Annotated in this window: 27 protein-coding genes; 24 read left to right on the top strand and 3 right to left on the bottom strand. The window is 69.6% G+C overall.

The window, feature by feature from the left end; genetic code table 11:
• Positions 1–11 precede the first annotated feature (11 nt).
• From ABI214_RS11075 to ABI214_RS11065, 3 genes are all read left to right on the top strand, one after another.
• Positions 12–842 carry a crotonase/enoyl-CoA hydratase family protein gene (locus ABI214_RS11075; RefSeq protein WP_348610156.1) on the top strand — a complete coding sequence of 277 codons (831 nt, stop codon included), beginning with the start codon at positions 12–14 and terminating at the stop codon, positions 840–842.
• Positions 843–875: 33 nt separating this feature from the next.
• Positions 876–2,564 carry an MDR family MFS transporter gene (locus tag ABI214_RS11070; protein WP_348610153.1) on the top strand — a complete coding sequence of 563 codons (1,689 nt, stop codon included), beginning with the start codon at positions 876–878 and terminating at the stop codon, positions 2,562–2,564.
• An 81-nt stretch (positions 2,565–2,645) separates the two neighbouring features.
• A complete protein-coding gene (locus tag ABI214_RS11065; RefSeq protein ID WP_348610150.1) occupies positions 2,646–2,810 on the top strand; it encodes a hypothetical protein in 165 nt (54 codons plus the stop codon).
• A 47-nt stretch (positions 2,811–2,857) separates the two neighbouring features.
• Here the strand turns inward: ABI214_RS11065 and lexA are convergent, their stop codons facing one another.
• Both lexA and ABI214_RS11055 read right to left on the bottom strand, forming a co-directional pair.
• Positions 2,858–3,520, bottom strand: coding sequence for a transcriptional repressor LexA (lexA, locus tag ABI214_RS11060; protein ID WP_348610147.1), 663 nt, complete (start codon positions 3,518–3,520; stop codon positions 2,858–2,860).
• 86 nt (positions 3,521–3,606) lie between these two features.
• On the bottom strand, positions 3,607–4,098 hold the full coding sequence (locus ABI214_RS11055) for an inorganic diphosphatase (RefSeq protein ID WP_031939457.1): 492 nt from the start codon (positions 4,096–4,098) through the stop codon (positions 3,607–3,609).
• Between the two features lie 206 nt (positions 4,099–4,304).
• Here ABI214_RS11055 and dacB point away from each other — a divergent pair, with 206 nt between their 5' ends.
• Genes dacB through hpt form a run of 4 tightly spaced genes read left to right on the top strand, consistent with a single transcriptional unit; the run spans position 4,305 to position 8,325 of the window.
• A complete protein-coding gene (dacB, locus tag ABI214_RS11050) occupies positions 4,305–5,714 on the top strand; it encodes a D-alanyl-D-alanine carboxypeptidase/D-alanyl-D-alanine endopeptidase (RefSeq protein WP_348610145.1) in 1,410 nt (469 codons plus the stop codon).
• A 23-nt stretch (positions 5,715–5,737) separates the two neighbouring features.
• Positions 5,738–6,790: a zinc-dependent metalloprotease gene (locus ABI214_RS11045; RefSeq protein WP_348610142.1), complete on the top strand. Its 1,053-nt coding sequence runs from the start codon at positions 5,738–5,740 to the stop codon at positions 6,788–6,790.
• Entirely contained in the window at positions 6,787–7,758 is a 972-nt protein-coding gene (gene tilS, locus ABI214_RS11040; protein ID WP_348610139.1) for a tRNA lysidine(34) synthetase TilS, read from the top strand. Before ABI214_RS11045 ends, tilS begins: the two co-directional genes overlap by 4 nt.
• A gap of 12 nt (positions 7,759–7,770) precedes the next feature.
• Positions 7,771–8,325 (top strand): hypoxanthine phosphoribosyltransferase, encoded by a 555-nt coding sequence (hpt, locus tag ABI214_RS11035; protein WP_348610136.1) that lies wholly within the window; start codon positions 7,771–7,773, stop codon positions 8,323–8,325.
• Here hpt and ABI214_RS11030 read toward each other — a convergent pair.
• Positions 8,286–10,625 (bottom strand): serine/threonine-protein kinase, encoded by a 2,340-nt coding sequence (locus ABI214_RS11030; RefSeq protein WP_348610133.1) that lies wholly within the window; start codon positions 10,623–10,625, stop codon positions 8,286–8,288. The two genes, hpt and ABI214_RS11030, sit on opposite strands and share 40 nt — an antisense overlap.
• Positions 10,626–10,728: 103 nt before the next feature.
• Here ABI214_RS11030 and ABI214_RS11025 point away from each other — a divergent pair, with 103 nt between their 5' ends.
• The 17 genes from ABI214_RS11025 (at position 10,729) to ABI214_RS10945 (ending at position 26,485) form a co-directional block, all read left to right on the top strand.
• Positions 10,729–12,081 (top strand): amidase, encoded by a 1,353-nt coding sequence (locus tag ABI214_RS11025; RefSeq protein WP_348610130.1) that lies wholly within the window; start codon positions 10,729–10,731, stop codon positions 12,079–12,081.
• Between the two features lie 272 nt (positions 12,082–12,353).
• The gene (gene ftsH / locus ABI214_RS11020; RefSeq protein WP_348610127.1) at positions 12,354–14,723 is read left to right on the top strand and encodes an ATP-dependent zinc metalloprotease FtsH; all 2,370 of its coding nucleotides are present in this window, start codon (positions 12,354–12,356) and stop codon (positions 14,721–14,723) included.
• Between the two features lie 84 nt (positions 14,724–14,807).
• Complete coding sequence (gene folE / locus ABI214_RS11015) at positions 14,808–15,425, top strand: GTP cyclohydrolase I FolE (RefSeq protein ID WP_348610124.1); 618 nt, start codon at positions 14,808–14,810, stop codon at positions 15,423–15,425.
• 32 nt (positions 15,426–15,457) lie between these two features.
• Entirely contained in the window at positions 15,458–16,288 is an 831-nt protein-coding gene (folP, locus tag ABI214_RS11010; protein ID WP_348611504.1) for a dihydropteroate synthase, read from the top strand.
• Positions 16,281–16,682 (top strand): dihydroneopterin aldolase, encoded by a 402-nt coding sequence (gene folB / locus ABI214_RS11005; RefSeq protein WP_348610121.1) that lies wholly within the window; start codon positions 16,281–16,283, stop codon positions 16,680–16,682. The genes folP and folB overlap by 8 nt, the downstream gene beginning before the upstream one ends.
• Positions 16,679–17,185 (top strand): 2-amino-4-hydroxy-6-hydroxymethyldihydropteridine diphosphokinase, encoded by a 507-nt coding sequence (folK, locus tag ABI214_RS11000; protein ID WP_348610118.1) that lies wholly within the window; start codon positions 16,679–16,681, stop codon positions 17,183–17,185. Before folB ends, folK begins: the two co-directional genes overlap by 4 nt.
• Before the next feature lie 5 nt (positions 17,186–17,190).
• Entirely contained in the window at positions 17,191–17,658 is a 468-nt protein-coding gene (locus ABI214_RS10995; RefSeq protein ID WP_348610114.1) for a DUF3180 domain-containing protein, read from the top strand.
• 80 nt (positions 17,659–17,738) lie between these two features.
• On the top strand, positions 17,739–18,836 hold the full coding sequence (locus ABI214_RS10990; protein WP_348610111.1) for a DUF6779 domain-containing protein: 1,098 nt from the start codon (positions 17,739–17,741) through the stop codon (positions 18,834–18,836).
• A 147-nt stretch (positions 18,837–18,983) separates the two neighbouring features.
• Positions 18,984–19,910: a Rossmann-like and DUF2520 domain-containing protein gene (locus tag ABI214_RS10985; RefSeq protein WP_348610108.1), complete on the top strand. Its 927-nt coding sequence runs from the start codon at positions 18,984–18,986 to the stop codon at positions 19,908–19,910.
• Positions 19,907–20,851, top strand: a complete 945-nt coding sequence (gene panC, locus ABI214_RS10980) for a pantoate--beta-alanine ligase (protein ID WP_408585856.1) — start codon at positions 19,907–19,909, stop codon at positions 20,849–20,851. The genes ABI214_RS10985 and panC overlap by 4 nt, the downstream gene beginning before the upstream one ends.
• 33 nt (positions 20,852–20,884) lie before the next feature.
• Positions 20,885–21,307 carry an aspartate 1-decarboxylase gene (panD, locus tag ABI214_RS10975; RefSeq protein ID WP_280762944.1) on the top strand — a complete coding sequence of 141 codons (423 nt, stop codon included), beginning with the start codon at positions 20,885–20,887 and terminating at the stop codon, positions 21,305–21,307.
• A gap of 4 nt (positions 21,308–21,311) precedes the next feature.
• Positions 21,312–22,124, top strand: coding sequence for a type III pantothenate kinase (locus ABI214_RS10970; RefSeq protein WP_348610104.1), 813 nt, complete (start codon positions 21,312–21,314; stop codon positions 22,122–22,124).
• A 189-nt stretch (positions 22,125–22,313) separates the two neighbouring features.
• On the top strand, positions 22,314–22,835 hold the full coding sequence (locus tag ABI214_RS10965; RefSeq protein ID WP_348610101.1) for a cysteine dioxygenase: 522 nt from the start codon (positions 22,314–22,316) through the stop codon (positions 22,833–22,835).
• On the top strand, positions 22,832–23,254 hold the full coding sequence (locus ABI214_RS10960) for a rhodanese-like domain-containing protein (RefSeq protein WP_348610098.1): 423 nt from the start codon (positions 22,832–22,834) through the stop codon (positions 23,252–23,254). The genes ABI214_RS10965 and ABI214_RS10960 overlap by 4 nt, the downstream gene beginning before the upstream one ends.
• A gap of 226 nt (positions 23,255–23,480) precedes the next feature.
• Complete coding sequence (gene lysS / locus ABI214_RS10955) at positions 23,481–24,989, top strand: lysine--tRNA ligase (RefSeq protein WP_348610095.1); 1,509 nt, start codon at positions 23,481–23,483, stop codon at positions 24,987–24,989.
• Between the two features lie 129 nt (positions 24,990–25,118).
• Positions 25,119–25,472 (top strand): histone-like nucleoid-structuring protein Lsr2, encoded by a 354-nt coding sequence (locus ABI214_RS10950; RefSeq protein ID WP_348610092.1) that lies wholly within the window; start codon positions 25,119–25,121, stop codon positions 25,470–25,472.
• 71 nt (positions 25,473–25,543) lie between these two features.
• Complete coding sequence (locus ABI214_RS10945) at positions 25,544–26,485, top strand: esterase/lipase family protein (RefSeq protein WP_408586111.1); 942 nt, start codon at positions 25,544–25,546, stop codon at positions 26,483–26,485.
• Positions 26,486–26,580: the final 95 nt, after the last annotated feature.

Below are 26,580 nucleotides of genomic sequence, written 5' to 3'. Positions count from 1 at the left end.
ACTCTCCAGTAATGACGGAACAGCAGAGCTGGAAGGCGTTCACAGTCGAGCGCAAGGAACACGTCGCCCAGGTCACCCTGATCGGCCCGGGCAAGGGCAACGCGATGGGGCCGGACTTCTGGGACGAACTTCCCGGCGTCTTCGCCGCACTCGACGCCGACCCGGAGGTCCGAGCGGTGGTGCTCGCCGGCTCCGGCAAGCACTTCTCCTTCGGGCTGGACCTGCCGGCGATGAGCAGCGGGTTCGGGGCGGTCCTCGCCGACAAGGCGCAGGCCGGCCCACGCACCGACTTCCACGAACTGATCAAGCGCATGCAGTCCGGCATCAACGCCGTCGCGGACTGCCGCAAGCCCGTCGTCGCGGCGATCCAGGGCTGGTGCATCGGCGGCGGCGTCGACCTGATCTCCGCCGCGGACATCCGGTACGCGAGCGCCGACGCGAAGTTCAGCATCCGCGAGGTCAAGGTTGCTATCGTCGCCGACATGGGCAGCTTCGCCCGCCTGCCTGCGATCATCGGCGACGGGCATCTGCGCGAACTCGCGCTGACCGGCAAGGACATCGACGCCGCACGCGCGGAGAAGATCGGACTGGTCAATGACGTGTTCGAGGACGCCGACGCGGTGCTCGCCGCGGCCCACGCGACCGCCGCCGAGATCGCGGCGAACCCGCCGCTCGTGGTGCACGGCATCAAGGACGTGCTCGACCACGGCCGTTCCGCGGCGGTCAACGACAGCCTGCGTTACGTCGCCGCGTGGAACGCGGCCTTCCTGCCGTCGGAAGACCTCACCGAGGCCATCACCGCGGTGTTCCAGAAGCGCCCGCCCGAGTTCAAGGGGCGCTGACCGACGACCCGAGGGCGACGGTGAGGGGTCGAGATGACCGAGGAAGCGCGAGACGCCGACCGGGACTACGCCTCCGCCGTCGCGCCCGGGCCGCAGGCCACGTTCACGCATCGCCAGATCCTGGCGATCCTCAGCGGCCTGCTGCTCGGGATGTTCCTCGCGGCACTCGACCAGACCGTGGTCGCGACCGCGATGCGCACCATCGCCGACGACCTCAACGGGTACGCGCTGCAGGCGTGGGTGACCACCGCGTACCTGATCACCGCGACGCTCGTCACCCCGCTCTACGGCAAGCTGTCCGACATCTACGGCCGCAAGTCGTTCTTCATGGCCGCGATCGTGCTGTTCGTCTTCGGCTCGATCCTGTGCACCTTCGCGCAGTCGATGTACATGCTGGCCGTGTTCCGGGCCATCCAGGGCCTCGGCGCCGGCGGCCTGTTCTCGCTGGCGCTCGCGATCATCGGCGACATCGTCCCGCCCCGCGAACGCGCCCGCTACCAGGGCTACTTCCTCGCCGTGTTCGGCACGTCGAGCGTGCTCGGTCCCGTCATCGGCGGCGTGCTGTCCGGGCAGGAGTCGATCCTCGGGATCGCCGGCTGGCGGTGGGTGTTCCTGGTGAACGTGCCGATCGGGCTGGCGGCGCTGGCCGTGGTGGGGCGGGTGCTGCACCTGCCGCCGGTGCACCGGCCCATGCGGATCGACTGGTGGGGCGCGGTCGTCCTCGCCGTCGGGCTGGTGCCGTTGCTGGTGGTCGCCGAGCAGGGGCGCGATTGGGGATGGAGCAGTCCGCCGGCGTTGGCCTGCTACGCGATCGGTGTTGTGGGCATCCTCGGCTTCGTCGCCGTCGAGCACGTCATGCGCGATTCCGCGCTGTTCCCGCTGCACTTCTTCCGCAACCAGACGTTCGCGCTGGGCGTGCTCATCAGCTTCCTCGTCGGCGCGGTCATGTTCGGCGCCATCACGGTGATCCCGCAGTACCTGCAGGTCGTGAAGGGATCGAGCCCGACGACGGCCGGCTTCCAGATGCTGCCGGCGGTGCTGGGCATCGCGATCGCGTCGGTGCTGTCGGGGCAGTTGATCGCCAAGACCGGTCGCTACCGGATCTTCACGGTCGCCGGTGCGGTACTGATCGCGCTCGCGGCGCTGCTGTTGCACTCGGTGGCCGCCGAGACCAGCCTGCCGGTCTTCATGCTGTACATCTTCGTGCTCGGCCTGGGCCTCGGAAACCTGCTCCAGCCGCTGACCCTGGCGATCCAGAACGCGCTGCCGCCCAAGGACATGGGCGTCTCGACCGCCGCCGCGACGTTCTTCAGGCAGATCGGCGGCACGATGGGCGTGGCACTGTTCCTGTCGATCCTGTTCGCGAAGCTCACCCCGGCGATCAGCACCCAACTCGAGGACGCCGCGCAGTCGCCGGAGTTCCGGCAGGCCGTCGCCGCCGGCGTGAACAGCCCCAACCCGGCCGAGGCCGGAATCTCCCGAGCGCTCGCGAGCGGCGACCCGAGCGCCGCGCGAGCGGCGCTGGAGGACACGTCGTTCATCCAGCAGCTCGACGCGACGCTGGCGGCACCGTTCAAGAACGGTTTCGCGACCGCGTTCGAGGCCGTCTACCCGCCGATCGTGATCCTCGCCGTCGCGGCGCTGGTGCTGATCCTGATCTGGCGGGAGGTGCCGCTGCGGACGAAGTCGGGCATCGACGACGCCGGGGCCGGCCTCGGCTGACGAGCGCCCGCGGCCGATCGTCCGCCGCCACGCCCACGGATGTCCGGAGCGCCAACAGCTTTCAGCGAGTAGAACGGCAGGATGGGAAGACAGGGAACAGTGCTCTACGTGGTCGCGCTGGTAGCCGTCATCGTTGCGGTGGACGTCCTGTTCTTCAGGGACCAATTCTGGGCGCGGCTGATGGTGAACATCGGAATTGTCCTGGTGTTCACAGCCTTCTACATGAGGTTCCTGAAGGGCTCGTGAGCGAAGCCGCGGGCCGGTGAACCCCGCCGTGTCCGTGGGAGCGGAGCTCAGATCCGCCGCATCACCGACACCACCTTGCCGAGCACGACGGCCTCGTCGCCGTCGATGACCTCGTAGGCGGGATTGCGGGGTTCGAGGTAGACGTGGCCGTTCCGGCGGCGCAGCACCTTCACGGTGGCCTCGCCGTCGATCATCGCGGCGACGATCTCACCCGAATGGGCCTCGTCCTGGCGACGCACCACGACGGTGTCGCCGTCGCAGATCGCGGCGTCGACCATCGACTCACCGCGCACCCGCAGCGCGAAGACGGTGCCCGAGCCGACCAGTTCGCGCGGCAGCGAGAGCATCTCGTCGGCGTGCTCCTCCGCAAGGATCGGGGCGCCGGCTGCGATGTCGCCAACCACCGGCACCGTCACCGTGTTCTCCGCCGAACGCCCCGGCGCCGACCCGACCAGGAACGGGCGCACGTCGAGCTGCCGGGTCATCGATCCGCCGCGGCGGAGGAAGCCCTTGTCCTCCAGGCTCTTCAGATGCTTCGACACCGACGACGTTGAACGCAGACCCACCGCGTCCCCGATCTCGCGGGTGCTCGGCGGGCACCCGTGCGCGGACACCCAATCGCGGATCGCCACCAGGATCCGCTGCTGGCGGGGCGGCAGGGTGGAGGCGTCGAGGCCACCGAACATGTCGAGATCGTCGTAACCGGTCACCCGGCGAATCGTAGTGGGGGCGTCGGACTGCCTTGGAAACAGCGAAGGGGTGGGACCAGTGGTCCCACCCCTTCACCGGGAAAGCGTCAGTGTCCGCCGTTGGCCTTCAGGCGCTCGACGGCCTCCGTGATGACCTTCTCGGCCTCGGCGCGGCCGACCCAGTCGGCGCCGGTGACGTGCTTGTTGGGCTCGAGGTCCTTGTAGTGCACGAAGAAGTGCTTGATCGCGTCCAGCTCGAACTGCGAGACGTCCGCGAGATCCTGGATGTGATCCCAGCGCGGGTCGCCCGCCGGCACGCACAGCACCTTGTCGTCGCCGCCGGCCTCGTCGACCATCTTGAACATGCCGACCGGGCGGGCCTCGACGATGACGCCGGGGAACACCGACTCGGGCAGCAGGACCATCGCGTCCAGCGGATCGCCGTCCTCACCGAGGGTGTTCTCGATGTAGCCGTAGTCGGCCGGGTACCCGAAGGACGTGTAGAGGTAGCGGTCCAGCTTCACGCGGCCGGTCTCGTGATCGACCTCGTACTTGTTGCGCTGGCCCTTGGGGATTTCGATGGTGACGTCGAACTCCACGTCTTGTCCTCACTGTCTGGGTCTCTGGCTGTCTGTCTTGCCCGCCTGGGTAGACGGCCCGTCTGGGTAGACGGTTCGGGGAAAGGGTAGCGGGTCGGCGATACTGTGTGATGCGGGTGCCGGGCACTTCCCCGGCCCTCGCGCGAAACTGTCTGGGCGGTCCGCGAACCCCGCGGATCGACGACGATGTGCGATTCGGAGGGAAGTTGGCGGGCGAGGGAAAGAAGAAGATCGGCATTCTGGCCGGACGCCGACGCCGCAACGTCCGGATCCTGATGTCGGTCGCCGCCGTCCTCGTCCTGGCCGCCGCGGGCACCACCGTCGTGCTGGTGCAGCGGGGGACCGCGACCGCCGCGCAGGACGTCGCCGCCACGTCGCCGGAACCGTCCCCGATCACCGCCACACCCCAGGTCGCGCCGGTTCGCGACGACGCCCCGGTACCGACGCCGCAGGCCCTCTCCGCGGCCCTGGCACCGGTCGTGGCGAACCCCGACCTCGGTGCGTTCACCGGCTCGGTGGCCGACGCTGTGACCGGCACCGTGCTGTGGAGCCAGAACCCCGAAGCGCCGATGACCCCGGCCTCGACGACCAAGATCCTCACCGCCGCCGCCGCGCTGCTGACCCTGCCCGCCGACCATCGCGTCGCCACCCAGGTGGTGCAGGGGTCGCGGCCCGGCGAGCTGGTGCTGGTCGGTGACGGCGATCCGACGCTCACCGCGCAGCCGGTGGGTCAGCCGAGCTACTACCCGGGCTCGCCGCGCGTCGCCGACCTCGTCGAACAGATCCGTCGCGCGGGCGCCCAGGTGGACAGCATCGTCGTCGACACCAGCGCGTACACGGGCCCGACGATGGCGGAGGGGTGGATGCCCGCCGACGTCGCCGGCGGCTTCATCGCGCCCACTGAGCCGGTCATGATCGACGGCGCCCGGATCGACCCGTTCGGCGACGACTCGCCGCGCAGCGCCACCCCCGCACTCGACGCCGGACGCGTCCTCGCCGACGCACTCGGCGTCGACCCGGCCCGGGTGACGCTCGGCAAGGCGGAATCCGGTGCCGCGCCGGTCGCGAGCGTGCTGTCCGCGCCGCTGCGCGACCGGCTCGGCCAGATGATGCGCAAGTCCGACAACGTCCTCGCCGAGGCGATCGCGCGCGAGATCGCCGCCGCGAAGAACACCGAACGGTCCTTCACCGGCGCCACCCAGTCCGTCACGCGGGCGCTCTACGACGCCGGATTCAAGACCGACGGGCTGACCCTGCACGACGGCAGCGGCCTCTCCGTCGACGACCGCATCCCGGCCCGCCTGCTCACCGACGTCCTCACCGCGGCGGCCGGCGACTCGAAGCCGCAGCTGCGGCCGATGCTCGACGACCTGCCCGTCGCCGGCGCCACCGGCACCCTGTCCGACCGGTACGCGTCGGGCGACCGGACCGGCGCCGGATGGGTGCGGGCCAAGACGGGAACGCTGTCGGTCGCCAGCGTGTTGACCGGATATGTCGTCGACGTGGACGGTCGTGTGCTGACGTTCACACTGATGTCCAACGATCGCCCGCCGGAGGTGAGCCGGCCCGCGCTCGACGCGGTCGCCGCCACGCTGCGGCTGTGCGGGTGCAGGTGAGTTGAAGGGGAAGTGAGCCGTAGGTGACGGAGTCGGAGAGCGGATTCGCCGGCGCGGTGGACTGGGATCTGGCCGCGCGCACCGGCGCGCGTCTGGCTCCGGCCGGACCACCGACGTCGCGATACACCGCGCAGGGCGTCGTCGCCGAACTCGAGAGCGCGTCGATCCGCGCCGAAGGGCCCGTCCGGGACGTCACCGGGCTCGCCGACGGGCTGCCGATCCCGTCCGCGCAGGTGGTGGACCGGGCCGGCTGGATCCGCGCGGCCGCCCGCTCGATGGCGCAGCTCACCGGATCCGACATCGATGCCGCGCAGCGTTCCCTGATCTCCGGCAAACCCGGCGGGGTGCAGGCCGGCGCGATGCTCGCCTACCTGTCGTCCGCGATCCTCGGCCAGTACGACCCGTTCACCGGCGAACACGGCACGCTGCTGCTCGTCGCGCCGAACGTCCTGCAGGTGGAGCGGACGCTGAACGTGCCGCCCGCCGACTTCCGGCTGTGGGTGTGCCTGCACGAGGTCACCCACCGCGTCCAGTTCTCGTCGGCCCCGTGGATGGCCGACTACATGCGCGACGCCGTCACGACCCTCGGCGAGGCGTCGGACGAACCGATGTCCGAGTTCGTCGCACGGCTGTCCACCGCGCTGCGCGAACGCCGCCGCACCGAGGACCTGCCCGCCGACCAGCGCGGCATCGTCGGACTCGTCCGGGCCACCCAGGCCGAACCGCAGCGCCTGGCGCTCGACCGCATGCTCGTGCTCGGCACGGTGCTCGAGGGCCACGCCGACCACGTGATGGACGCCGTCGGACCGGACGTCGTGCCGTCGGTCGTGCGCATCCGCAATGCGTTCGACGCGCGACGGCGGCGCCGGACCAACCCCGTGCAGCGGCTGGTGCGCGCGCTGCTCGGCATGGACGCCAAGATGGCGCAGTACGTGCGCGGCAAGCGCTTCGTCGACGCCGTCGTCGACCGGGTCGGGATGGAACGGTTCAACACCGTCTGGAGCGGGCCCGACACCATGCCCACCCTCGACGAGATCGAGAACCCCGACGCCTGGATCGCCCGGGTGCTGGGGTGACGCTCCTGCCCGAAGCGCCGGCGATCCTCGAGGTGCGGCACGCGGTCCGGGCGTGGCTCGCACGGCACGAGCCGGCCGGCGGGGTGGTCGTCGCCCTGTCCGGCGGAGCCGACTCCCTCGCCCTCACCGCGGCCACGGCCGCGGAGGCGCCGTCGGTGCGTGCGCTCGTCGTCGACCACCGGTTGCAGGACGGTTCGGGGGACGTGGCCGCCGTCGCCGCGGCCCGCGCCCTGGACCTCGGGTGCGCCCGCGCCGACGTCGTCCCGGTCGACGTCACCGGACCCGGCGGCCTCGAGGCGGCCGCCCGCGCCGCCCGGTACGCGGCCCTCGACGCCGGTCGCGGCGGGTATCCCGTCCTGCTCGGCCACACCCTCGACGACCAGGCCGAGACCGTGCTGCTGGGGCTGGCCCGCGGATCGGGCGGCCGGTCGATCCGCGGCATGGCCGAGTACGACGCCCCGTGGGGCCGGCCGCTGCTCGGGCTGCGACGGGACACGACCCGGCGCGCCTGCGCCGAACTGGGACTGCGACCCCACGAGGACCCGCACAACGCCGACCCCGGTTTCACCCGGGTGCGGCTGCGCACCGAGGTGCTCCCGCTGCTCGAGGACGCCCTCGGCGGCGGCGTCGCCGGCGCGCTCGCCCGCACCGCCGAACAGCTCCGCGAGGACGGTGAGGTGCTCGACACACTTGCCGGGCAGACGCTGGCGACCGCGCGGGACGGCGCCGACCTCGTCGTCGAGCGACTCGCCCCCGTCCCCGTCGCGGTGCGGCGCCGGGTCCTGCGGCTCTGGCTGCTCGAGCGCGGCGCGAAGGCGTTGACCGACAGACAGTTACGGGCCGTCGACGAACTGATCGGGCGGTGGCGCGGGCAGGGCGGGGTCGCCGTCGGCGGCGGTAGACCGGGAGTCAGGTTGGTTGCATCTCGACGGCGTGGCAGGCTGTCGGCGGGGTTCGTGAACGACTGAAGGGAATGCTCCGTGTACGAGGGCGACATCGCATCGGTACTGATCTCCGAGGAGCAGATCAAGGAGCGGACGGCCGAACTGGCCGCGGCCGTCGCCGAGCGCTATCCGGTCGGTGCGCCCGAGGGCGACCTGCTGCTGGTCGGTGTCCTCAAGGGCGCGATCTTCTTCATGACCGACTTCGCGCGGGCCCTGCCGATCCCCACCCAGATGGAGTTCATGGCCGTCAGCTCGTACGGCTCGTCGACGTCGTCGTCCGGTGTCGTGCGGATCCTCAAGGACCTCGACAAGGACATCGCCGGCCGCCACGTGCTGATCGTCGAGGACATCATCGACTCCGGTCTGACGCTGTCGTGGCTGATGCGCAACCTCAAGACCCGCAACCCGGCGTCGCTCGAGGTCGTCACGCTGCTGCGCAAGCCCGAGGCGGTCAAGGTGGACGTCGAGGTGGCACACGTCGGCTTCGACATCCCCAACGAGTTCGTCGTCGGCTACGGCCTCGACTACGCCGAGCGCTACCGCGACCTGCCCTACATCGGCACCCTCGACCCCGAGGTGTACGGGGGATAGTTCCCCCGCGACACGACGCGTTCGAGCGCCAGCAGATCCGCCTCGAGGAGGCGGAACAGCCAGTACACCAACACGAACGCGATCACCCCGCCGACGCACAGCACCCGCACCGCGTAGACGACGACCGAGATCTCGTCGGGGGACAGGAACGTCACCCCGGCGACCCCGATCAGCGGTACCGACGCCGCCACCGCGAGGTAGAGGGTGCTGCGGCGGTCCAGCCTGCGTAGCCGCCGCTCGTCGCTGCTGCTGGTGATGCCGTGCGGCAGCAGCGACGGGTACAGGCAGCGCACCGCATAGAACGTCACCAGGAAGAACGGGTACGCGACGGCCACCGCGCCGCACACGATCTGCGATCCCAGGAAGTGCACGTAGGCGCCGTGCGGGAGGCCGCCCGCGGCGATCTGCAGGGAGACCGGGAACGCGATGCCGGCGACGAGCCACAGCGCGAACACCACCGCGACGATCCGGTCGCCCATCCGCAGGGTGTCCGCGCGCGCCCGCGCGAGGGCCGCCGCGTTGTAGCTCCGGCCCTTGCGCAGACCTCGGGGTACCGAGATGACGTGGCGGCAGAGGTACACGATCATCACGAATCCGAGCGGAAACAGAACGCCGTTGATCACCTGTGAGATGTCGACGAACCGCTCCTGAGCGTGTGGGGACAACTGATCGATGATGAGCGTCTGGTTGTGGTGGTAGTTGTAGACCGCCGCCAGCGCGTTCGGCACGCCCACGCCGAGCGCGACGATCGGGACCATCCACGGCCGCAGCCGGTACCGCCAACTGTTCGGCGGCGGGTCGACGAGGTCGCGGGCGCGCGCATCGAGGCACAGGTCGAACTGCTGTGCCAGCTCTGCTCCGGTCAACCAGCGGTCCTCGGGATCCGGCTCCAGGCACGTCAGCAGGACGCGACGGAGTGCGGCGGGGCAGTCGTCGGGCAGCTCGTCCTGGAACCGTGGGTCGATCTCGCGTCGCCGCAGTTCCAGCATCCGCTCGAGCGACGTCGCCGACTCGCCGGCGTCGCGCTCGTCCGCGAACGGACGCCGACCCGTCAACAGCTCCCACAGCATCACCCCGAGCGCGTAGATGTCGCTGCGGACGTCCAGGTCGGCGGCCGTGCCGGGCAGGTCCGGGTGGCAGGCCTCGAGCTGCTCGGGCGACATGTACGCCAGCGATCCCCCGAAGTACGCGACCGGGCTGGTCCCGGACACCCGGTCGCTGAAACTGATGTTGAAGTCCGCCAGCTTGGGGACGCCCTCCGACGTCAACAGCACGTTCGCGGGTTTGATGTCGCGGTGCAGGACCCCGTGCTGGTCCGCGTAATCGAGGGCGTCGGCGAGACGTCGGCCCAGCCAGGCGACCGTCTCGGGCCAGGTGAGCGCCGCGATCTCGTCGCGGACGCTCGAATCGCTCGGCCGGATCTCACCCTTGCGTTCGAGGACCGCGTCGATCGATTCGAGCAGCAGCAGCCCGGACCGCGGACGTTCCGGATCGGGCGGGGTCTCCCGAACCCGGCGCAGGACGTCGAGCAGGGTGCCGCCCGGCACGTACTGCATGTACAGCAGCTTGAGCTCACGGTCGTCCAGGAGCCGCTGATCGAACACCCGCACGATGTAGTCGTGGTCGAGCTGGGCCAGCGTCTCCGGCTCCGTGCCGTGATCGTGCGACACCTTCACCGCCACGATCCGATGCATCGACCGCTGCCGGGCGAGGAACACGCGGGCGAACGACCCGCGGCCCAGCGGGGCGAGCAGATCGAAGTCGTCGATGTGGTCACCGACATCGACCTGCTCGAGCGCGCGCTGCGCACCGGGCTGCGCAATCAGGGTGCTGCGGTAGTCGTCTGGGCCGTCGAGCAGCGCCGCTACCTGTCCCGCGTTCTCGGGGAACTCGCGCACGTACGCGTCCGCGTCCACGGCGTGACCGCTCCGGCGGCGCAGGTGGAAGTCCTCGTAGATGAGATCGACGGGCAGCGGCTTCGACTGCAGTTCGGGGAACTCCTCGCGGTACGCCGACAGCGGTTTGGGCAGGTCGGCGTGCAGCAGGCGGTACTCGAGATCGACCTTCACGAGTTCGACGATCGCGGCGCGGCGCAGCGCGTCACCGACCGGGAGGCCGCCGGGCAGGAACGACTCGATGTCGGGGGGCGCGTCGGTGGCCTCCCATTCGGCGGCGAACCGGGCGACCACGTCGGCGAGGAACGACACCGTCCGCGAGCCCGGATTCGGCGCAGGTCCGCCGTCGATGGTCGTAGCAGTAGCGGCCGGATCGGCATCTGTCGATCGAATTGGACCGTCCATCACTCGTCACCGTCCGAAGATGGGGGAGTGCTCGGGGTGGGTAGCTGAAACTCACCCCTCGGGGTACTCGAAATGATATCGCCGACCGACGCATACTCGGCAGGTGCGAGATCCCTTGACCGTGGAGTTCACTGCCGTTTCCATCGCCGCCCGGGTGCGCTCCGGCGTGCTGTCGCCGGTGGCCGCCGTCGACGATGCGCTGAGCCGGATCGAGCAGCGTGACCCGCGGATCCGTGCCTTCGTGCGGGTCCTGGGCGAGCGGGCCCGCGCCGAGGCCGAGGCGCTCGCGCAGCGCCCGGATCTCGCTGACCTGCCCCTCGCCGGGGTCCCGGTCGCGATCAAGGACAACGTCCGGGTCCGGGGCGAACCGATGCGCGACGGCTCGGCGGCGACGGATCCCACCCCGTCGGCGCACGACCACCCGGCGGTGGCGCGGCTGCGGGCGGCCGGGGCGATCCCGATCGGGCTGACCGCGGTGCCGGAACTGTGCGTGTGGGGTGCCGTCGACTCACCGGGCGTGATCACCCGCAACCCGTGGAACCCGGACCGGGTCCCGGGCGGCTCGTCCGGTGGTTCCGCTGCAGCCGTCGCCGACGGGATGGTGCCGATCGCGTTGGCGGCCGACGGCATGGGCTCGATCCGGATCCCGTCGGCCGCGTGCGGCGTCTTCGGCGTCAAGCCGGGTCGCGGGGTGGTGCCGTCCGAGTTGGGCGCACACTCTTGGTTCGGGATGGCGGAGAACGGGCCGATCGCGTCGACCGTCGAGGACGCGGCACTGATGCTGTCGGTGCTGGCCGACGACCCCGATCTCGGCCGGATCCCGCAGCCGCGGCCGCTGCGAATCGGTGTCGCCGTCAATCCGCCGTCGCCGATTCTGCGGGTCGACCGCGAGTGGCTGGCCGGGCTCGAGAAGACCGTGGCGCTGCTCGCGGAATCCGGTCACCGGACGGACGCGACGCGGGTGCCGTACCCACCGAACATGACGGCGGCCTTCGCACGCTGGCTGGCCGGCACCGCCGACGACGCCGCCGATCTCGATCCGGCGTTGCTGCAGCGTCGCACCCGTCGGCACGTTGCTCTCGGCCGGGCGATCAAGCGTGCGGGTCTGGTGCGGCAGTCACAGGTGGATCGCATCGAGCAGCGGATGCTCTGCTTCTTCTCCGCGTTCGACGTCGTGGTGATGCCGTCGCTCGCCCAGCCGCCGATCGAGGCGCTCGCGTGGAGCGAGAAGTCGTGGGCGTCCAACGTTGTCGCAAATGTACGATATGCACCGTTCAGCGCTATGTGGAACGTGCTCGGCTGGCCCGCCGCGAGCGTGCCGGTCGGTATGCACTCCACGTCGAGGACACCGCTCGCTGTGCAGATCGTCGCGCCGCCGGGCGGGGAACGGACCGTCCTCGCGGTCGCCGCGGAACTCGAGCGCCGACAGGGCTGGCCCCGTCACGCTCCTGTGTGAGATGCGGCACGATCGGTCCCGCAGGGGGCCGCTTCGTCCCTGAACGGGAACCGGAGCGGGGGTGGCGTGCGTTGAAACCCATGACGCCACTTCTCGGAGACTTCTCCGGCGTGGCTGGCTGCTACCAGGCATCGAGCAACGTCGTCGCGGTAATCTGAGGTGTCCGGACCGCCGGAACGACCATTTGTCGGCCCAGCCGGACCGGTGACTCACGTACCTGCACGAGCGTTGCCCGCACTACCGAAAGGACCGGCCTCCGTGGCCGAACCTGTATGAACCGCAAGACAGTGTTCCGCAACCTGGCGATAGTCGCCGGAGTCCTGTTGGTGATCTACGCCTTCACCTACTTCGGCAACGACACGCGCGGGTTCAAGTCGGTCGACACCTCGGTGGCGATCTCGCAGCTCGACGCCAAGAACGTCGACAAGGCGCAGATCGACGACCGCGAACAGCAGGTCCGTCTGTGGCTCAAGAGCGGCAACGACGGCACCGACGGCAAGACCGAGATCATCGCCAAGTACCCGAGCGCGGCGTCCGAGCAGATCTTCAACAAGGTCTCCGGTTCCGGGGCGCAGGAGTTCAACACCAACGTCACCCAGGAGAGCTGGCTGACGTCGCTGTTGCTGTTCGTGCTGCCGATGGTGCTGCTGCTCGGCATCTTCTTCTTCGTGATGAACCGCATGCAGGGCGGCGGTCGCGGCGGAATGATGGGCTTCTCCAAGTCCAAGGCCAAGCAGCTGTCGAAGGACATGCCCCGGACGACGTTCGCGGACGTCGCCGGCGCCGACGAGGCGGTCGAGGAGCTCTACGAGATCAAGGACTTCCTGCAGAACCCGGCGCGGTACCAGGCGTTGGGCGCGAAGATCCCCAAGGGCGTGCTGCTCTACGGACCTCCCGGCACCGGCAAGACGCTGCTCGCGCGCGCTGTCGCGGGCGAGGCCGGCGTCCCGTTCTTCACGATCTCCGGTTCGGACTTCGTCGAGATGTTCGTCGGTGTCGGCGCCTCGCGTGTGCGTGACCTGTTCGAGCAGGCCAAGCAGAACAGCCCGTGCATCATCTTCGTCGACGAGATCGACGCCGTCGGCCGCCAGCGTGGTGCGGGCCTCGGCGGCGGCCACGACGAGCGCGAGCAGACCCTCAACCAGCTGCTCGTCGAGATGGACGGCTTCGGCGACCGCACCGGCATCATCCTGATCGCCGCGACCAACCGCCCCGACATCCTCGATCCCGCGCTGCTGCGCCCGGGTCGCTTCGACCGTCAGATCCCGGTCGGCAACCCCGACCTCGCGGGACGGCGCGCCATCCTGCGGGTCCACTCGCAGGGCAAGCCGCTCGACCAGAACGCTGATCTCGAGGGCCTCGCCAAGCGCACGGTCGGCATGTCCGGTGCGGACCTCGCGAACGTCATCAACGAGGCCGCGCTGCTCACGGCCCGCGAGAACGGCACCGTGATCACCGAGGCGGCACTCGAGGAGTCCGTCGACCGCGTGATCGGCGGCCCGCGCCGCAAGAGCCGGATCATCTCCGAGCACGAGAAGAAGATCACCGCGTACCACGAGGGCGGCCACACGCTCGCGGCGTGGGCGATGCCGGACATCGAACCGATCTACAAGGTCACGATCCTGGCGCGCGGACGCACCGGCGGTCACGCGATGACCGTCCCCGAGGACGACAAGGGCCTGATGACGCGGTCGGAGATGATCGCGCGCCTGGTGATGGCGATGGGCGGCCGTGCCGCCGAGGAACTGGTGTTCCACGAGCCCACGACGGGTGCGTCGTCGGACATCGACCAGGCCACCAAGATCGCTCGCGCGATGGTGACCGAGTACGGCATGAGCGCCAAGCTCGGCGCCGTCCGGTACGGCCAGGAGCAGGGCGACCCGTTCCTGGGTCGTTCGATGGGGATGAACTCCGACTACTCGCACGAGGTCGCCCGCGAGATCGACGAGGAGGTGCGCAACCTCATCGAGGCCGCACACACCGAGGCGTGGTCCATCCTCAACGAGTACCGCGACGTCCTCGACGAGCTGGCGCGTCAGCTGCTCGAGCGCGAGACGCTGACCCGCAAGGATCTCGAGGAGATCTTCACGACGGTCGAGAAGCGTCCGCGGATCACCGAGTTCAACGTGTTCGGCGAGCGCACGCCGTCCGACAAGCCGCCGATCAAGACTCCGCGTGAGCTCGCGATCGAGCGGGGCGAGACGTGGCCGCCGGAGACCGAGCCCGCACAGGCGGCGCCGCGGGCGCCGCAGCCCGCGTTCGCGCAGCGCGAGACCGCGCCGCCGGTGAACGGTCATACGGCACCCGAGCCCTCGTTCGGCCATCCCGCCCACCCGGCGGGCCCGCCGCAGTCGTCGGCGCCGGCGCCGGGCACCCGACCCGACTACGGCGCCCCCGCCGGCTGGTCCGCGCCGGGCTGGCCGCCGCGGGAGCCGCTGGACCACGGCACCGGCCAGCAGGGCCAGCAGGGCCAGCAGGGTCAGCAGGGCGGATGGCAGCCGTACCCGCAGTGGGAGCCCCCGCAGCAGCAGCGGCCGATGGGCCCCGAAAACGGCTCGGGTCGTCCCGGAGACAAGGGGACCGGGCGGTCTGACGGTGACTCTCCGACACAGGTCTGGGAGGGGCCGAGCGGCCCGCAGTAGTTCGCTCGCAACTAGGCTTGGCCCAGGCCCACCCGTGCTGGTGTGGGTCTGGGCGTTCAGCCCCGAAACTGGAGGTGCGGTCGGTTGTCGGTGAATCAGTTGGGGAGTGAGTCGGTCGCTCTCATGACGGGGAGGCCGTTCGATCAAGCGCGTGCTGAGGCCGCCGTTCGTGAGTTGCTGATCGCGGTCGGCGAGGATCCCGACCGCCCTGGACTCCTCGACACCCCGGCTCGCGTGGCACGGGCGTACCGCGAGGTGTTCGCGGGCCTGTACACCGAGCCGGACGACGTGCTGAACACGACGTTCGACGAGGGTCACCAGGAGATGGTCCTCGTCCGTGACATCCCGATGTACTCGACCTGCGAGCACCACCTGGTCTCGTTCCACGGCGTCGCGCACGTCGGCTACATCCCCGGCCCGACGGGTCGGGTCACCGGGCTGTCGAAGCTCGCGCGGCTGGTCGACCTGTACGCCAAGCGCCCGCAAGTGCAGGAGCGCCTGACGAGCCAGATCGCCGACGCGCTGGTGCGCAAGCTCGATCCGCGCGGCGCGATCGTCGTCATCGAGGCCGAGCACCTCTGCATGGCAATGCGCGGAATCCGCAAGCCCGGCGCGAGCACCACGACGTCGGCGGTGCGCGGACTGTTCCAGTCGAACTCCGCGTCCCGTGCCGAGGCTCTGGATCTGATTCTCCGCAAGTGATCGCGTTACCGAACCCCGGCCGGCCCATCGTGATGGGCGTCCTCAACGTGACCGTCGATTCGTTCTCGGACGGCGGTCGATTCCTGGACCGGGACGTGGCCGTCGAGCACGGCCTGAACCTGCACCGGCTCGGGGTCGACATCGTCGACGTCGGCGGCGAGTCCACGCGGCCGGGCGCTGCCCGGGTCGATCCCGAGGTCGAGGCGGCCCGCGTCGCGCCCGTGATCGCGGCACTCGCCGCGGAGGGCGTCACGGTCAGCGTCGACACGATGCGCGCGTCGGTGGCGCAGGCGGCGATCGAGGCCGGCGTCTCGATCGTCAACGACGTCTCGGGTGGCCGCGCGGACGCCGACATGGCCCGGGTGGTCGCCGACGCGGGGGTCCCGTGGATCCTGATGCACTGGCGTCCCGCGGGCGAGTTCGTGCACGCCGGTGGATCGACGCACTACGACGACGTGGTCCGCGACGTGCGCGACGAGCTGATGGTCCAGGTGGACGCGGCGGTGGCGGCCGGGGTCGATCCCAAGGCGCTGGTGCTGGATCCGGGGCTCGGGTTCGTCAAGGAGCCGGACCACAACTGGCAGTTGCTGCACCGCCTGCCCGAGCTGGTCGAGCTGGGGTTCCCGGTCCTGATCGGGGCGTCGCGCAAGCGGTTCCTCGGGTCGCTGCTCGCGGACGTGGACGGCACTGTCCGGCCGCCGGCGGGCCGCGAGGTTGCGACCGCTGTCATCTCGGCGCTCGCGGCGACGCACGGCGCGTGGGGTGTGCGCGTCCACGACGCGCAGGCCTCGCTCGACGCGATCGCGGTCGCGGGGGCCTGGGCGAGTGGTAGTCAGAGATCCCAGGAGGTGACGGGTGAGTGATGGCAGTGCTGTCTCGGACGACCGAATCGAGTTGCGGGGGCTGAAGGTCCGCGGCAACCACGGAGTGTTCGATCACGAGAAGCGTGACGGGCAGGACTTCTTCGTCGACGTGACCCTGTGGATGGACCTGGCGCCGGCCGCGGCGTCGGACGATCTGAAGGACACGTTCGACTACGGCGAGCTGGCGCAGCGCGCCGCCGCGATCATCGGGGGCCCGGCGCGGGACCTGATCGAGACGGTGGCCGCGGAGATCGCGGACGACGTGATGCGCGACGCGCGGGTGAGACAGGTCGAGGTGGTGCTGCACAAGCCGTCCGCGCCGATCCCGTTGACGTTCCGGGATGTCGCGGTGGTCGCGACGCGGTCGCGGACCGCGGTCGGGGCCGCCCGGTGAGCCGGGCGGTGCTGTCGATCGGCTCCAACATCGGGGACAGCCTCGCGCACCTGCAGGGCGTCGTCGACGGGTTGCGCGAGTGGATCGTCGCGGTGTCGCCCGTCTACGCGACGGCGCCGTGGGGCGGTGTCGAGCAGCAGGACTTCCTGAACGCGACCCTGATCGTCGACGACCCCGGCACCGACTGCCGGGGATGGTTGCGGCGCGGGCAGCAGCTCGAGGCCGACGCCGACCGCGTGCGTGAGCAGCGGTGGGGGCCACGCACGCTGGACGTCGACGTCGTGACGTGCGACGGGATCCGCAGTGACGATCCGGAGCTGACGCTGCCGCATCCGCGCGCCCACGAGCGCGCGTTCGTGCTGGTGCCGTGGCTCGACGTCGAACCCGACGCGACGCTCGTGGTCGGAGGGGCCGAGGAGCGGGTGGACGCACTGCTGGCGCGCCTCGACGCGGACGAACTGGCCGGAGTTCGGCGGACGCCGCTGCAGCTGGAACTACGGTAACTGTGATGAAGCCGACGCGAATCTGGGACTTGTTGTCGCTGGCACTCGTGGCCGGGGTAGCCACCTGGTTGCTGGTTCGCGTCTCGTACGGTTCGCTGCCTCCGATCCCGGTCTATGCCGGGGCCTCGTTGTACCCGGTCGCGCTGATCGAGGTGGTGCTGGCGTTCGTGATCCGGGCGCGGGTGCGGGACCACGCGATCGGTCCCGGTCCGCGGCAGCTGCATCCGATCACGGCCGCCCGCGCGGCGGCCCTGGCGAAGGCGTCGGCGCTGGTCGGCGCCGCGAGTGCGGGGGTGTGGGCGGGCTTTCTCGTCTTCCTGTGGCCGCAGCGCTCGCAGCTGTCGGCGGCCGTGTCGGACAGTCCGGGCGTGATCATCGGACTGATCGCCGCGGTTCTCTTGGTGGGGGCCGCGCTGTGGCTCGAACACTGTTGCCGGACGCCCGACGAGCCGCCGGACCAACCCACCCACTGACCTGTGCAAACGGGCAAACCGGACCAAGGCCGCTTTCGCGTCCGCTGAGTTCCCCCTGGAGTGCCGCTACCCTGATCTGCATGACGGTTCCGGGTCGCACCAAGTCTGTACGCCGCAACCGCCGCAGTGCTAGCCAGATGATCGTGGCCGGGCTCGTGGTGCTGGCCGTTGCCGCTTCTCTCCTTCTGATCTTCAGCGAGAGCGTCCAACTGCTCCGCGTGGGATTGGTGATCGCGTTGTGGGCGGCGACGTTGGGCGCCATCGCGATGACGAAGTACCGCCGCGAGTCCGCTCTGGACAAGGCGAAGGTTCGTGACCTGCAGAAGGTGTACGAATTGCAGCTCGAGCGCGAGATCAGCGCTCGCCGCGAGTACGAGCTGGGCGTCGAGGCGCGGGTGCGCGGCGAACTCGGAGCCGAGGCCGAGACCATCAAGGCGCTGCGCGAGGAACTCGCCGCGCTGCGCAGGAACCTCGAGGTGCTGTTCGACGGCCGCCTCCCGGAGGACCGGGTGGCGCTGCGGGCAGAGTCGACGCGGGTCCAGGAGCTGGCGGGCAGCTACCAGCCGGCCGCGTCGGGCCTGTTCGTGCCGGGCGCCAAGGCCCCCGCCCGCGATCAGTCGCGGCAGCCCGCGCCGCAGGGCCCGGGCTTCGCGAATCCGTACGACGACCCGGTCACGGCGGAGACGACGGTGATTCCGCCGATCGACGTCGAGGCCATCGACGACGCGGTGGCCGAGGCGCCGGCGCCGGTCAAGCCGCCACAGCCCGCGAAGGCGCCGGCTCGTGCACAGGCACCGGCGCCCGCGAGGGCACCGGCCAAGGCGCCGGCACCGGCGAAAGCGCCGGTCAAGGCACCGGAACCCGTGAAGGAAGCGGCTGCGGCGAAGGTGCCCGTCCCGGCGGCCAGGGCTGCTGCCCCGGCCAAAGACGGGGCGCCCGTCGCCGCACCCGAGCCGGATGCGCAGCCCGAGGATGCGCAGCCCGAGGATGCGCAGCTCGACGATGCGCAGACCGACGAGTCGCGGCCGGCATCGCGGCGCTCGCGCCGGCGTGTGGAGGATCCCGAGGACGCCGGGGGCGCGCACTCGAACGGGCTCTCGGTCGCCGAGATCATGGCGAACCTCAAGTCCGGCGACGCAGGCGACGGAGAGCGGCGCCGGCGTCGTCGCGCCGAGTAGAACCACCGGGCCTCGGCCCGGTCACGGCGTCGAGTGAGTGGTAGATCACGTCGTCGGCCCGTGGCGGCGCGTCTTCGCGCGGCGCTATCCTCTCCGCAGGACGTCTGGTACCCGCCGAGCGGGACTGGAACGAACGAGAGGACGAAAGTGACCTCCTTCGGGATCACTAACGGCCCCGCGCCTGCACGATTGACGGTTGGACTCGTCTCGGCGGGACGGGTCGGAACAGCAATCGGTGCCGCGCTCGAGCGGGTCGGACATGTCGTTGTCGCATGTGCCGCGGTCTCCGACGCATCAATCCACCGCGCCGAGACGCGGCTTCCGGACACCGAGATCCTGCCGGTGCCCGACGTCGCGGCCCGTGCCGAGCTGTTGATCCTCGCCGTTCCCGACGACGAGCTCGCCGGCCTGATCAAGGGTTTGGCCGCGACCGAAGCGGTCCGTCCCGGCACGATCGTCGTCCACACCTCCGGCGCCAACGGCATCGGCATCCTCGAACCCCTCACCGTGCAGGGCGTCGTCCCGCTCGCGATCCATCCCGCGATGACCTTCACCGGTCACGCCGAGGACACCGCCCGGCTGTCCGACGCCTGCTTCGGGATCACGGCCGCCGACGACATCGGCTACGCGATCGGCCAGTCGCTCGTGCTGGAGATCGGTGGCGAACCGGTGCGGGTCCGCGAGGACGTCCGCCCGCTGTACCACGCGGCCCTCGCGCACGGCAGCAATCACCTGGTGACGCTGGTCGTCGACGCGGTCGAGGCGCTGCGGGTGGCGCTCGAGGGCCAGGAACTGATGGGGCAGGAACTCGTCGGCGAGGACCCCAACGGGCTGCCGGAGCGGGTGCTGCGCCCGCTGCTGTCCGCGGCGCTCGACAACGCCCTGCGGCGCGGGCAGTCCGCGCTGACCGGGCCGGTCGCACGTGGCGATGCCGCTGCGGTCGCCAAGCACCTCGAGGTTCTCGAGGGCGTGGACCCGCAGCTGGCCGCCGGATACCGGGCACTGTCGTTGCGGACCGCGCAGCGCACGGGTTCCAAGCCTGAACTGATGGAAGTACTCGAGGACCGAAGGTGAGCACTGTGACCGAAGCTTCTGCACTGCAGGGCGGATTCAAGCGCGGCGAACTGACCGTGCACCACGATCCCGCGATCCTGACGCGGGTGTCGAAGGCGCTCCGCGGCGTCGGCCGCCAGGTCGCGCTCGTGCCCACGATGGGCGCCCTGCACACCGGTCACCTGGAGCTGGTCCGGCAGGCGAAGCTGACGGGCGCGACCGTGATCGTGTCGATCTTCGTCAATCCGCTGCAGTTCGGCGCGGGCGAGGACCTCGACGCGTACCCGCGCACCCTGGACGCCGACCTCGAGCTGCTGCGCGCCGAGGGTGTCGAGCTGGTGTTCGCGCCGACGGCGTCCGCGATGTACCCGAACGGGCCGCGCACCACCGTGCAGCCCGGCCCGCTCGGTGCCGAGCTCGAGGGCGGGAGCCGTCCGACGCACTTCGCGGGCATGCTCACCGTCGTCGCCAAGCTGCTGCAGATCGCCGCGCCCAACGCCGCGTACTTCGGCGAGAAGGACTACCAGCAGCTCGCGCTCATACGTCAGATGGTGCGCGACCTCAACTTCGACGTGCGGATCGTCGGCGTGCCGACGGTTCGTGAACAGGACGGACTGGCGCTGTCCTCCCGGAACCGTTACCTCGATCCGGAGCAGCGACAGCTGGCCACCACGCTGTCGGCGGCGCTCGTCGCCGGGGCCCACGCCGCTGCCGGTGGCGCGGAGGCGATCCTCGCGACCGCCCGCGAGGTGCTCGCCGCCATGCCGGAGATCGAGGTGGACTACCTCGAGGTCCGCGGTGTGGATCTCGGCCCGGCGCCCGAGCGCGGCGACGGCCGGCTCCTCGTCGCCGCCCGGATCGGCACCACCCGACTGATCGACAACGTCGGCGTCGCCGTCGGCACCGGATTCCTCGAACGTGACGCGCAGGCAGGCGATCCCGCCGTCGCAGACATCTACTGACCTCCCGAACCACCGAGAACCGAAGGGCCGAACATGCTGCGCACCATGATGAAGTCGAAGATCCACCGTGCCACGGTCACCCACGCCGACCTGCACTACGTGGGTTCGGTGACCGTCGACCAGGATCTGATGGAGGCGGCCGACCTGCTCGAGGGCGAGCAGGTGACGATCGTCGACATCGACAACGGCGCCCGCCTCGAGACGTACGTGATCACCGGTGAGCGCGGCTCGGGCGTCATCGGGATCAACGGTGCCGCAGCGCATCTGGTCAAGCCGGGTGACCTCGTGATCCTCATCGCCTACGGGGTGATGAACGAGCAGGAGATCCGCGAGTACGCGCCGCGCGTCGTGTTCGTCGACGGCGACAACAAGCCGGTCGAGCTCGGCTCGGACCCGGCGCACGCGCCCGAGGGTTCCGGCCTGATCACGCCGCGGATGCTCTCCAGCCTGGTGTAGGGCAGTGCTGCTCACCGTCGACGTCCGGAACACCAACATCGTTCTGGGACTCTTCAAAGGCACCGGTTCGCACTCGAAGTTGGTGCAGGACTGGCGGATGCGTACCGACCCGCGGATGACCGCCGACGAGTTGGCACTGAAGTTCCGCGGGCTCCTCGGTCCCCACCTCGAGCAGATCACCGGTGTCTCGGCGCTGTCGACGGTCCCGTCGGTCCTGCGTGAGATCCGCGTGATGCTCACCCGCTACTGGGGTCATGTCCCGCATGTAGTGGTGGAGCCCGGTGTGCGTACCGGGGTGCCGCTGCTGGTCGACAACCCCAAGGAAGTGGGCGCGGACCGTATCGTCAACAGCCTTGCGGCGCACCACTTCTACGACGGCGCATGCATCGTCGTGGACTTCGGTACCTCGACGTGTGTCGACGTGGTGTCCGCGAAGGGGGAATTCCTCGGCGGCGCAATCGCTCCCGGTCTCGAAATCTCCACAGACGCGCTGGCGTCGCAGTCGGCGGCGCTGCGCAAGGTCGAACTGGTCCGACCGCGTTCGGTCGTCGGCAAGAACACCGTCGAGTGCATGCAGTCCGGTGCCGTATTCGGATTCGCCGGCCTCGTCGACGGGTTGGTCAGGCGAGTTCGCCAGGAGCTCACGGCATTCGGTGGCTCGGACGTCGCGGTGATCGCGACGGGCGACAGTGCGCCGCTGATCATGCCCGAGTGCGAGACCGTCGAGCACCACGAACCGGACCTCACGCTCGAGGGGCTGCGGTTGGTGTACGAGCGCAATATGGCCCGTCGCGGAGCGCGTCACACCGAGATCTGAGACCGGCATCACCGGGGCTGCGGGGATCCGCGGGGTTCCGTCCGCGCCGATGTTGTGTCACACTGATCGACATGTTCCGTTGCATGAGCGCCCAGGAGTGTTGTCGAGGCTGAACGCCGCCTCGACCAATTTCACTTTCCTGGAGCTTTGCTCATGCTTTCTGCATATTCTCTCGACGTTTCCACGTCTATGCCCGACCTCGGCTCGCTGCCGACCCGACTGCGCCCCGCGGACCTGCTGCGTCTCACCGACCAGGCCGCCGCGGAGGTCCTCGAGGGCCGGCACGACCACCTGCTGCCGTCGGCCTTCCCGACTCGCGAGCGCTGGTCGACCCGACTCCATTCCGACGACGACGTCGACCTCTGGCTGATCAGCTGGGTCCCGGACCGGTCGACCGAATTACATGACCACGCAGGATCTTTGGGCGCGCTGACGGTGCTCAGCGGCACTCTCGCGGAGTACCGCTGGACCGGCGGCGAGCTCCGGCGTCGGACGCTCGAGGCCGGCGACCAGGCCGCCTTCCCGCTCGGGTGGGTGCACGACGTGATGCGTGCGCCCGGACCCGTCACCGACACCACCGAACCCACTCTGAGCGTGCACGCGTACTCGCCGCCGCTCAGCGCAATGTCCTACTACGAGGTCACCGGGCAGAGCGCGTTGCGCCGTACCCGCACCGAGCTGACCGACCTGCCCGAAGGGGGCCACAAGTGACCATCGACGAAATGCTCGAAGACGCCCGCGCCGGACTCGACCGCATGTACGTGTTCGAGATCGTCGAGGCCGTCCGCCGTGGCGCGATCTTCGTCGACATCCGCCCGCAGGCCCAGCGCGCGCTCGAGGGCACGCTGCCCGGGGCGTTGGCGATCGAGCGCAACGTCCTCGAGTGGCGGCTCGACCCCACCAGCAGCGCGCACCTGGCGCTCGCCGTCGACCACGACGTCGAGTGGGTGATCGTGTGCTCCGAGGGCTACACGTCGAGCCTGGCGGCGGCGTCGCTGCGGCAGCTGGGTCTGAGCAATGTCACCGATCTGGTCGGCGGCTACAAGGCGATCAAGGCGGCCGGTCTGCTCGGTGCCCTGATCGGGCAGACGCACTGCGTCCGCGAGCTGGCGACGGTCTCCGCGCACTGACCGCCGCCGTGGCCGAATGTCACATCGGTTCAGTTCGACTGAACGCGTGTGACATTCGGTCGGAGGGGGAAGGCGTCGACGGCCCGGCCGGCCCGGGAACAGAACCGTCCGGACGCTCCGGACGGGCGCTCGCCGCGGCCCGTGCCGGCATCCCGTGCGGCGGCCGCGGGCGTCGCCGTGCTACCGGCGCCACCTCGACTGATGCCGCCCTATAGTCTTGTACCCCGTGAGTGAAGCACCAGCCCAGCCCGTCGACGACACCCCCGAGCAGCTCCGGATCCGCCGCGAGAAGCGGGAGCGTCTGCTCGCACAGGGTCAGGAGCCGTACCCGGTGTCGGTTCCGCGCACTCATTCGCTCGCGGAGATCCGCGCCAAGTACCCCGACCTGGAGCCGGACGCGAGCACCGGTGACACCGTCGGCGTGGTCGGCCGCGTCATCTTCGTCCGCAACACCGGCAAGCTGTGCTTCGCGACCCTGCAGGAGGGCGACGGCACCCAGCTGCAGGCGATGCTGAGCCTCGCGAACGTCGGCGAGGACGCCCTGGCAGCGTGGAAGTCCGACGTCGACCTCGGCGACTTCGTCTTCGTGCACGGCGAGGTGATCAGCTCGCGCCGGGGTGAGCTGAGCGTCATGGCCGACGCGTGGCAGATGGCGGCGAAGGCACTGCGCCCGCTGCCCGTCGCGCACAAGGAGATGAGCGAGGAGTCCCGCGTGCGGCAGCGCTACGCGGACCTCATCATCCGCCCCGAGGCCCGGGAGACGGCCCGCAAGCGCGTCGCGGTGGTGCGTGAGCTGCGCAACGCACTCGAGCGCCGCGGCTTCCTCGAGGTCGAGACGCCGATGCTGCAGACGCTGCACGGTGGCGCGGCCGCCCGCCCGTTCGTGACTCACTCGAACGCCCTCGACATCGACCTGTTCCTGCGGATCGCGCCGGAGCTCTTCCTCAAGCGTTGCGTGGTCGGCGGCATCGAGAAGGTCTTCGAGATCAACCGCAATTTCCGCAACGAGGGTGTGGACTCGACGCATTCGCCGGAGTTCGCGATGCTCGAGACGTACGAGGCCTACGGCACCTACGACGACTCCGCGAAGATGATTCGCGAGCTCGTCCAGGAGGTCGCGCAGGGTGCGTTCGGCACCCAGGTGGTCACCCTCGCCGACGGCTCCGAGTACGACCTGAGCGGTGAGTGGAAGACGATGGAGATGTACCCGTCGTTGTCCGCGGCCATCGGTGTCGAGGTCACGCCGGCGACGTCGGTCGACGAGCTGCTGGCCCTCGCGGCCAAGGTCGGCCTCGAAGTCCCGAAGGACAAGGGGTACGGCCACGGCAAGCTCGTCGAGGAGCTGTGGGAGCACCAGTGCGGCGACCAGCTGTACGGGCCCACGTTCGTCCGGAACTTCCCGGTCGAGACGTCGCCGCTGACTCGTCAGCACCGGAGCCTGCCGGGTGTGACGGAGAAGTGGGATCTCTATGTTCGCGGATTCGAACTCGCGACGGGGTATTCCGAGTTGGTCGATCCGATCGTCCAGCGCGAGCGTTTCATGGATCAGGCGCGCCTCGCCTCGGCCGGTGACGACGAGGCCATGGTTCTCGACGAGGAGTTCCTGGCTGCGATGGAACAGGGCATGCCCCCGACCACCGGTACCGGTATGGGAATCGATCGCCTGCTGATGGCTCTCACGGGATTGGGAATCCGGGAAACCATCTTGTTCCCAATTGTCCGACCCAGCCGCTGACCGGGTGTTTTCAATTCGCTTTTGACGAGTCTTCGATATCGGTGATTCGGGGGTACTATTGCTTTCGAGTTACCAGCTGGGGCGCATCGTGCCCGGGCACCGACGCGTCATTCGGAAGGAATTGACCCCATGGCAAAGAAGGTCACTGTAACGCTCATCGACGACGTCGATCAGGATGCCACCGCCGATGAAACGGTCGAGTTCGGACTGGATGGGGTTCTGTACGAGATCGATCTGTCATCCGATAATGCCGCGAAGCTTCGCGAGCAGCTCGACGTGTGGGTTTCCCATGCTCGCAAGGTGACGAATCGTCGTCGTGGCGGTAAGGCGACCTCGGGTGCCTCGACGGCGTCGACGCGCGCGTCGGTGGATCGCGAGCAGAGTGCGGCGATTCGCGAATGGGCACGTCGCAATGGCTTCACGGTGTCCTCTCGCGGTCGAATCTCCGCGGAAATCACCGAGGCGTACAACAAGGCGCACTGATTGCGATCGGAGCACGTCTGACGATTCGGATCCCGGCGTAAAGATCGACTGCTAGGGTCCGCGATGTGCAGCTGAGGCGATTCATAACGGGCGCGGTGCTTTCGGTATTGTCGCTGGCCTGTATGGCCGGGCCGGCAGCGGCGCAGGCGACCCTCCCGGTGTCCTACAACTTCCTTGCGGGAATCCCCTTGGAATTGGGCAATCCGGGCGGGTCCGCGCCGGGATCGAACGACTGGTCGTGTAAACCGTCCGACCGGCACCCGAATCCCGTTGTGTTGGTTCACGGAACCGGCGGTAACCGACAGGACAATTGGGGTACCTACGCCCCGCTCCTGGCGAACGAAGGCTATTGCGTGTTCGCGCTCACCTACGGTGCATTCGAAGATCTGCCCTGGCCTATTTCGGCAATCGGCGGAATGAAGCCGATGGAGCAGAGTGCTCAGCAGTTGAGCGATTTCGTCGACAGGGTCCTGCAGTCGACCGGTGCGCGGAAGGTCGATCTGATCGGCCATTCGCAGGGCACGCTGATGCCGACGTTCTACGTCAAGCGTCTCGGCGGAGCCGACAAGGTCGACAAGTACGTGTCGCTCGCGCCGCTGTGGAACGGGACTGACGCCTTCGCCGCCGCACAGATGGTCGCGGCGGTACGGTCGGCCGGCGCCGGGGCGCTCGTCGACGACAGCATCGGGGCGCTGTGTCAGGCGTGCACGCAGATGGTGTCGGGCTCGGACTTCATGAAGGCCCTGCAGTCCGACGGGATCTACGCCCCGCAGGTCACCTACACCAACATCATGACCCGCTACGACGAACTGGTCGTGCCCTACACGAGCGGGTTCCTCGCGGCACCCAACGCGACCAACGTCGTCGTGCAGGACAGGTGCGGCACGAACTACGGTGAGCACGCGGCGATCGCGGCGGAACCGGTGGCGGCGACGTATGTGCTCAATGCGCTGGACCCGGCTCATCCGCGCCCGGTGCCGTGCCAGTTCGTCGCGCCGATCACGGGAGGCTGACCCTCCGCCAGCCTCCTCGCGGACCCTCGGAGACGCGTTAATTTGCGTGGGTAAGGTTCCGCTCCGGCGATCCGGCCGGAGGAAGGAGAGTGCGC

This window comes from Prescottella soli (genome assembly GCF_040024445.1).
Lineage (GTDB): Bacteria > Actinomycetota > Actinomycetes > Mycobacteriales > Mycobacteriaceae > Prescottella > Prescottella soli.
Note: the sequence above shows the minus strand (reverse complement) of the source record. Positions and strands in the feature narration are given on the sequence as shown.

Coding starts and splice junctions, on each gene's coding strand:
- ABI214_RS11075 (WP_348610156.1), top strand. CDS start 12: ATGACGGAACAGCAGAGCTGGAAGGCGTTCACAGTCGAGCGCAAGGAA.
- ABI214_RS11070 (WP_348610153.1), top strand. CDS start 876: ATGACCGAGGAAGCGCGAGACGCCGACCGGGACTACGCCTCCGCCGTC.
- ABI214_RS11065 (WP_348610150.1), top strand. CDS start 2,646: ATGGGAAGACAGGGAACAGTGCTCTACGTGGTCGCGCTGGTAGCCGTC.
- ABI214_RS11030 (WP_348610133.1), bottom strand. CDS start 10,625: ATGGACGGTCCAATTCGATCGACAGATGCCGATCCGGCCGCTACTGCT.
- ftsH (WP_348610127.1), top strand. CDS start 12,354: ATGAACCGCAAGACAGTGTTCCGCAACCTGGCGATAGTCGCCGGAGTC.
- folP (WP_348611504.1), top strand. CDS start 15,458: ATGGGCGTCCTCAACGTGACCGTCGATTCGTTCTCGGACGGCGGTCGA.
- ABI214_RS10995 (WP_348610114.1), top strand. CDS start 17,191: ATGAAGCCGACGCGAATCTGGGACTTGTTGTCGCTGGCACTCGTGGCC.
- ABI214_RS10990 (WP_348610111.1), top strand. CDS start 17,739: ATGACGGTTCCGGGTCGCACCAAGTCTGTACGCCGCAACCGCCGCAGT.
- panD (WP_280762944.1), top strand. CDS start 20,885: ATGCTGCGCACCATGATGAAGTCGAAGATCCACCGTGCCACGGTCACC.
- ABI214_RS10965 (WP_348610101.1), top strand. CDS start 22,314: ATGCCCGACCTCGGCTCGCTGCCGACCCGACTGCGCCCCGCGGACCTG.
- ABI214_RS10950 (WP_348610092.1), top strand. CDS start 25,119: ATGGCAAAGAAGGTCACTGTAACGCTCATCGACGACGTCGATCAGGAT.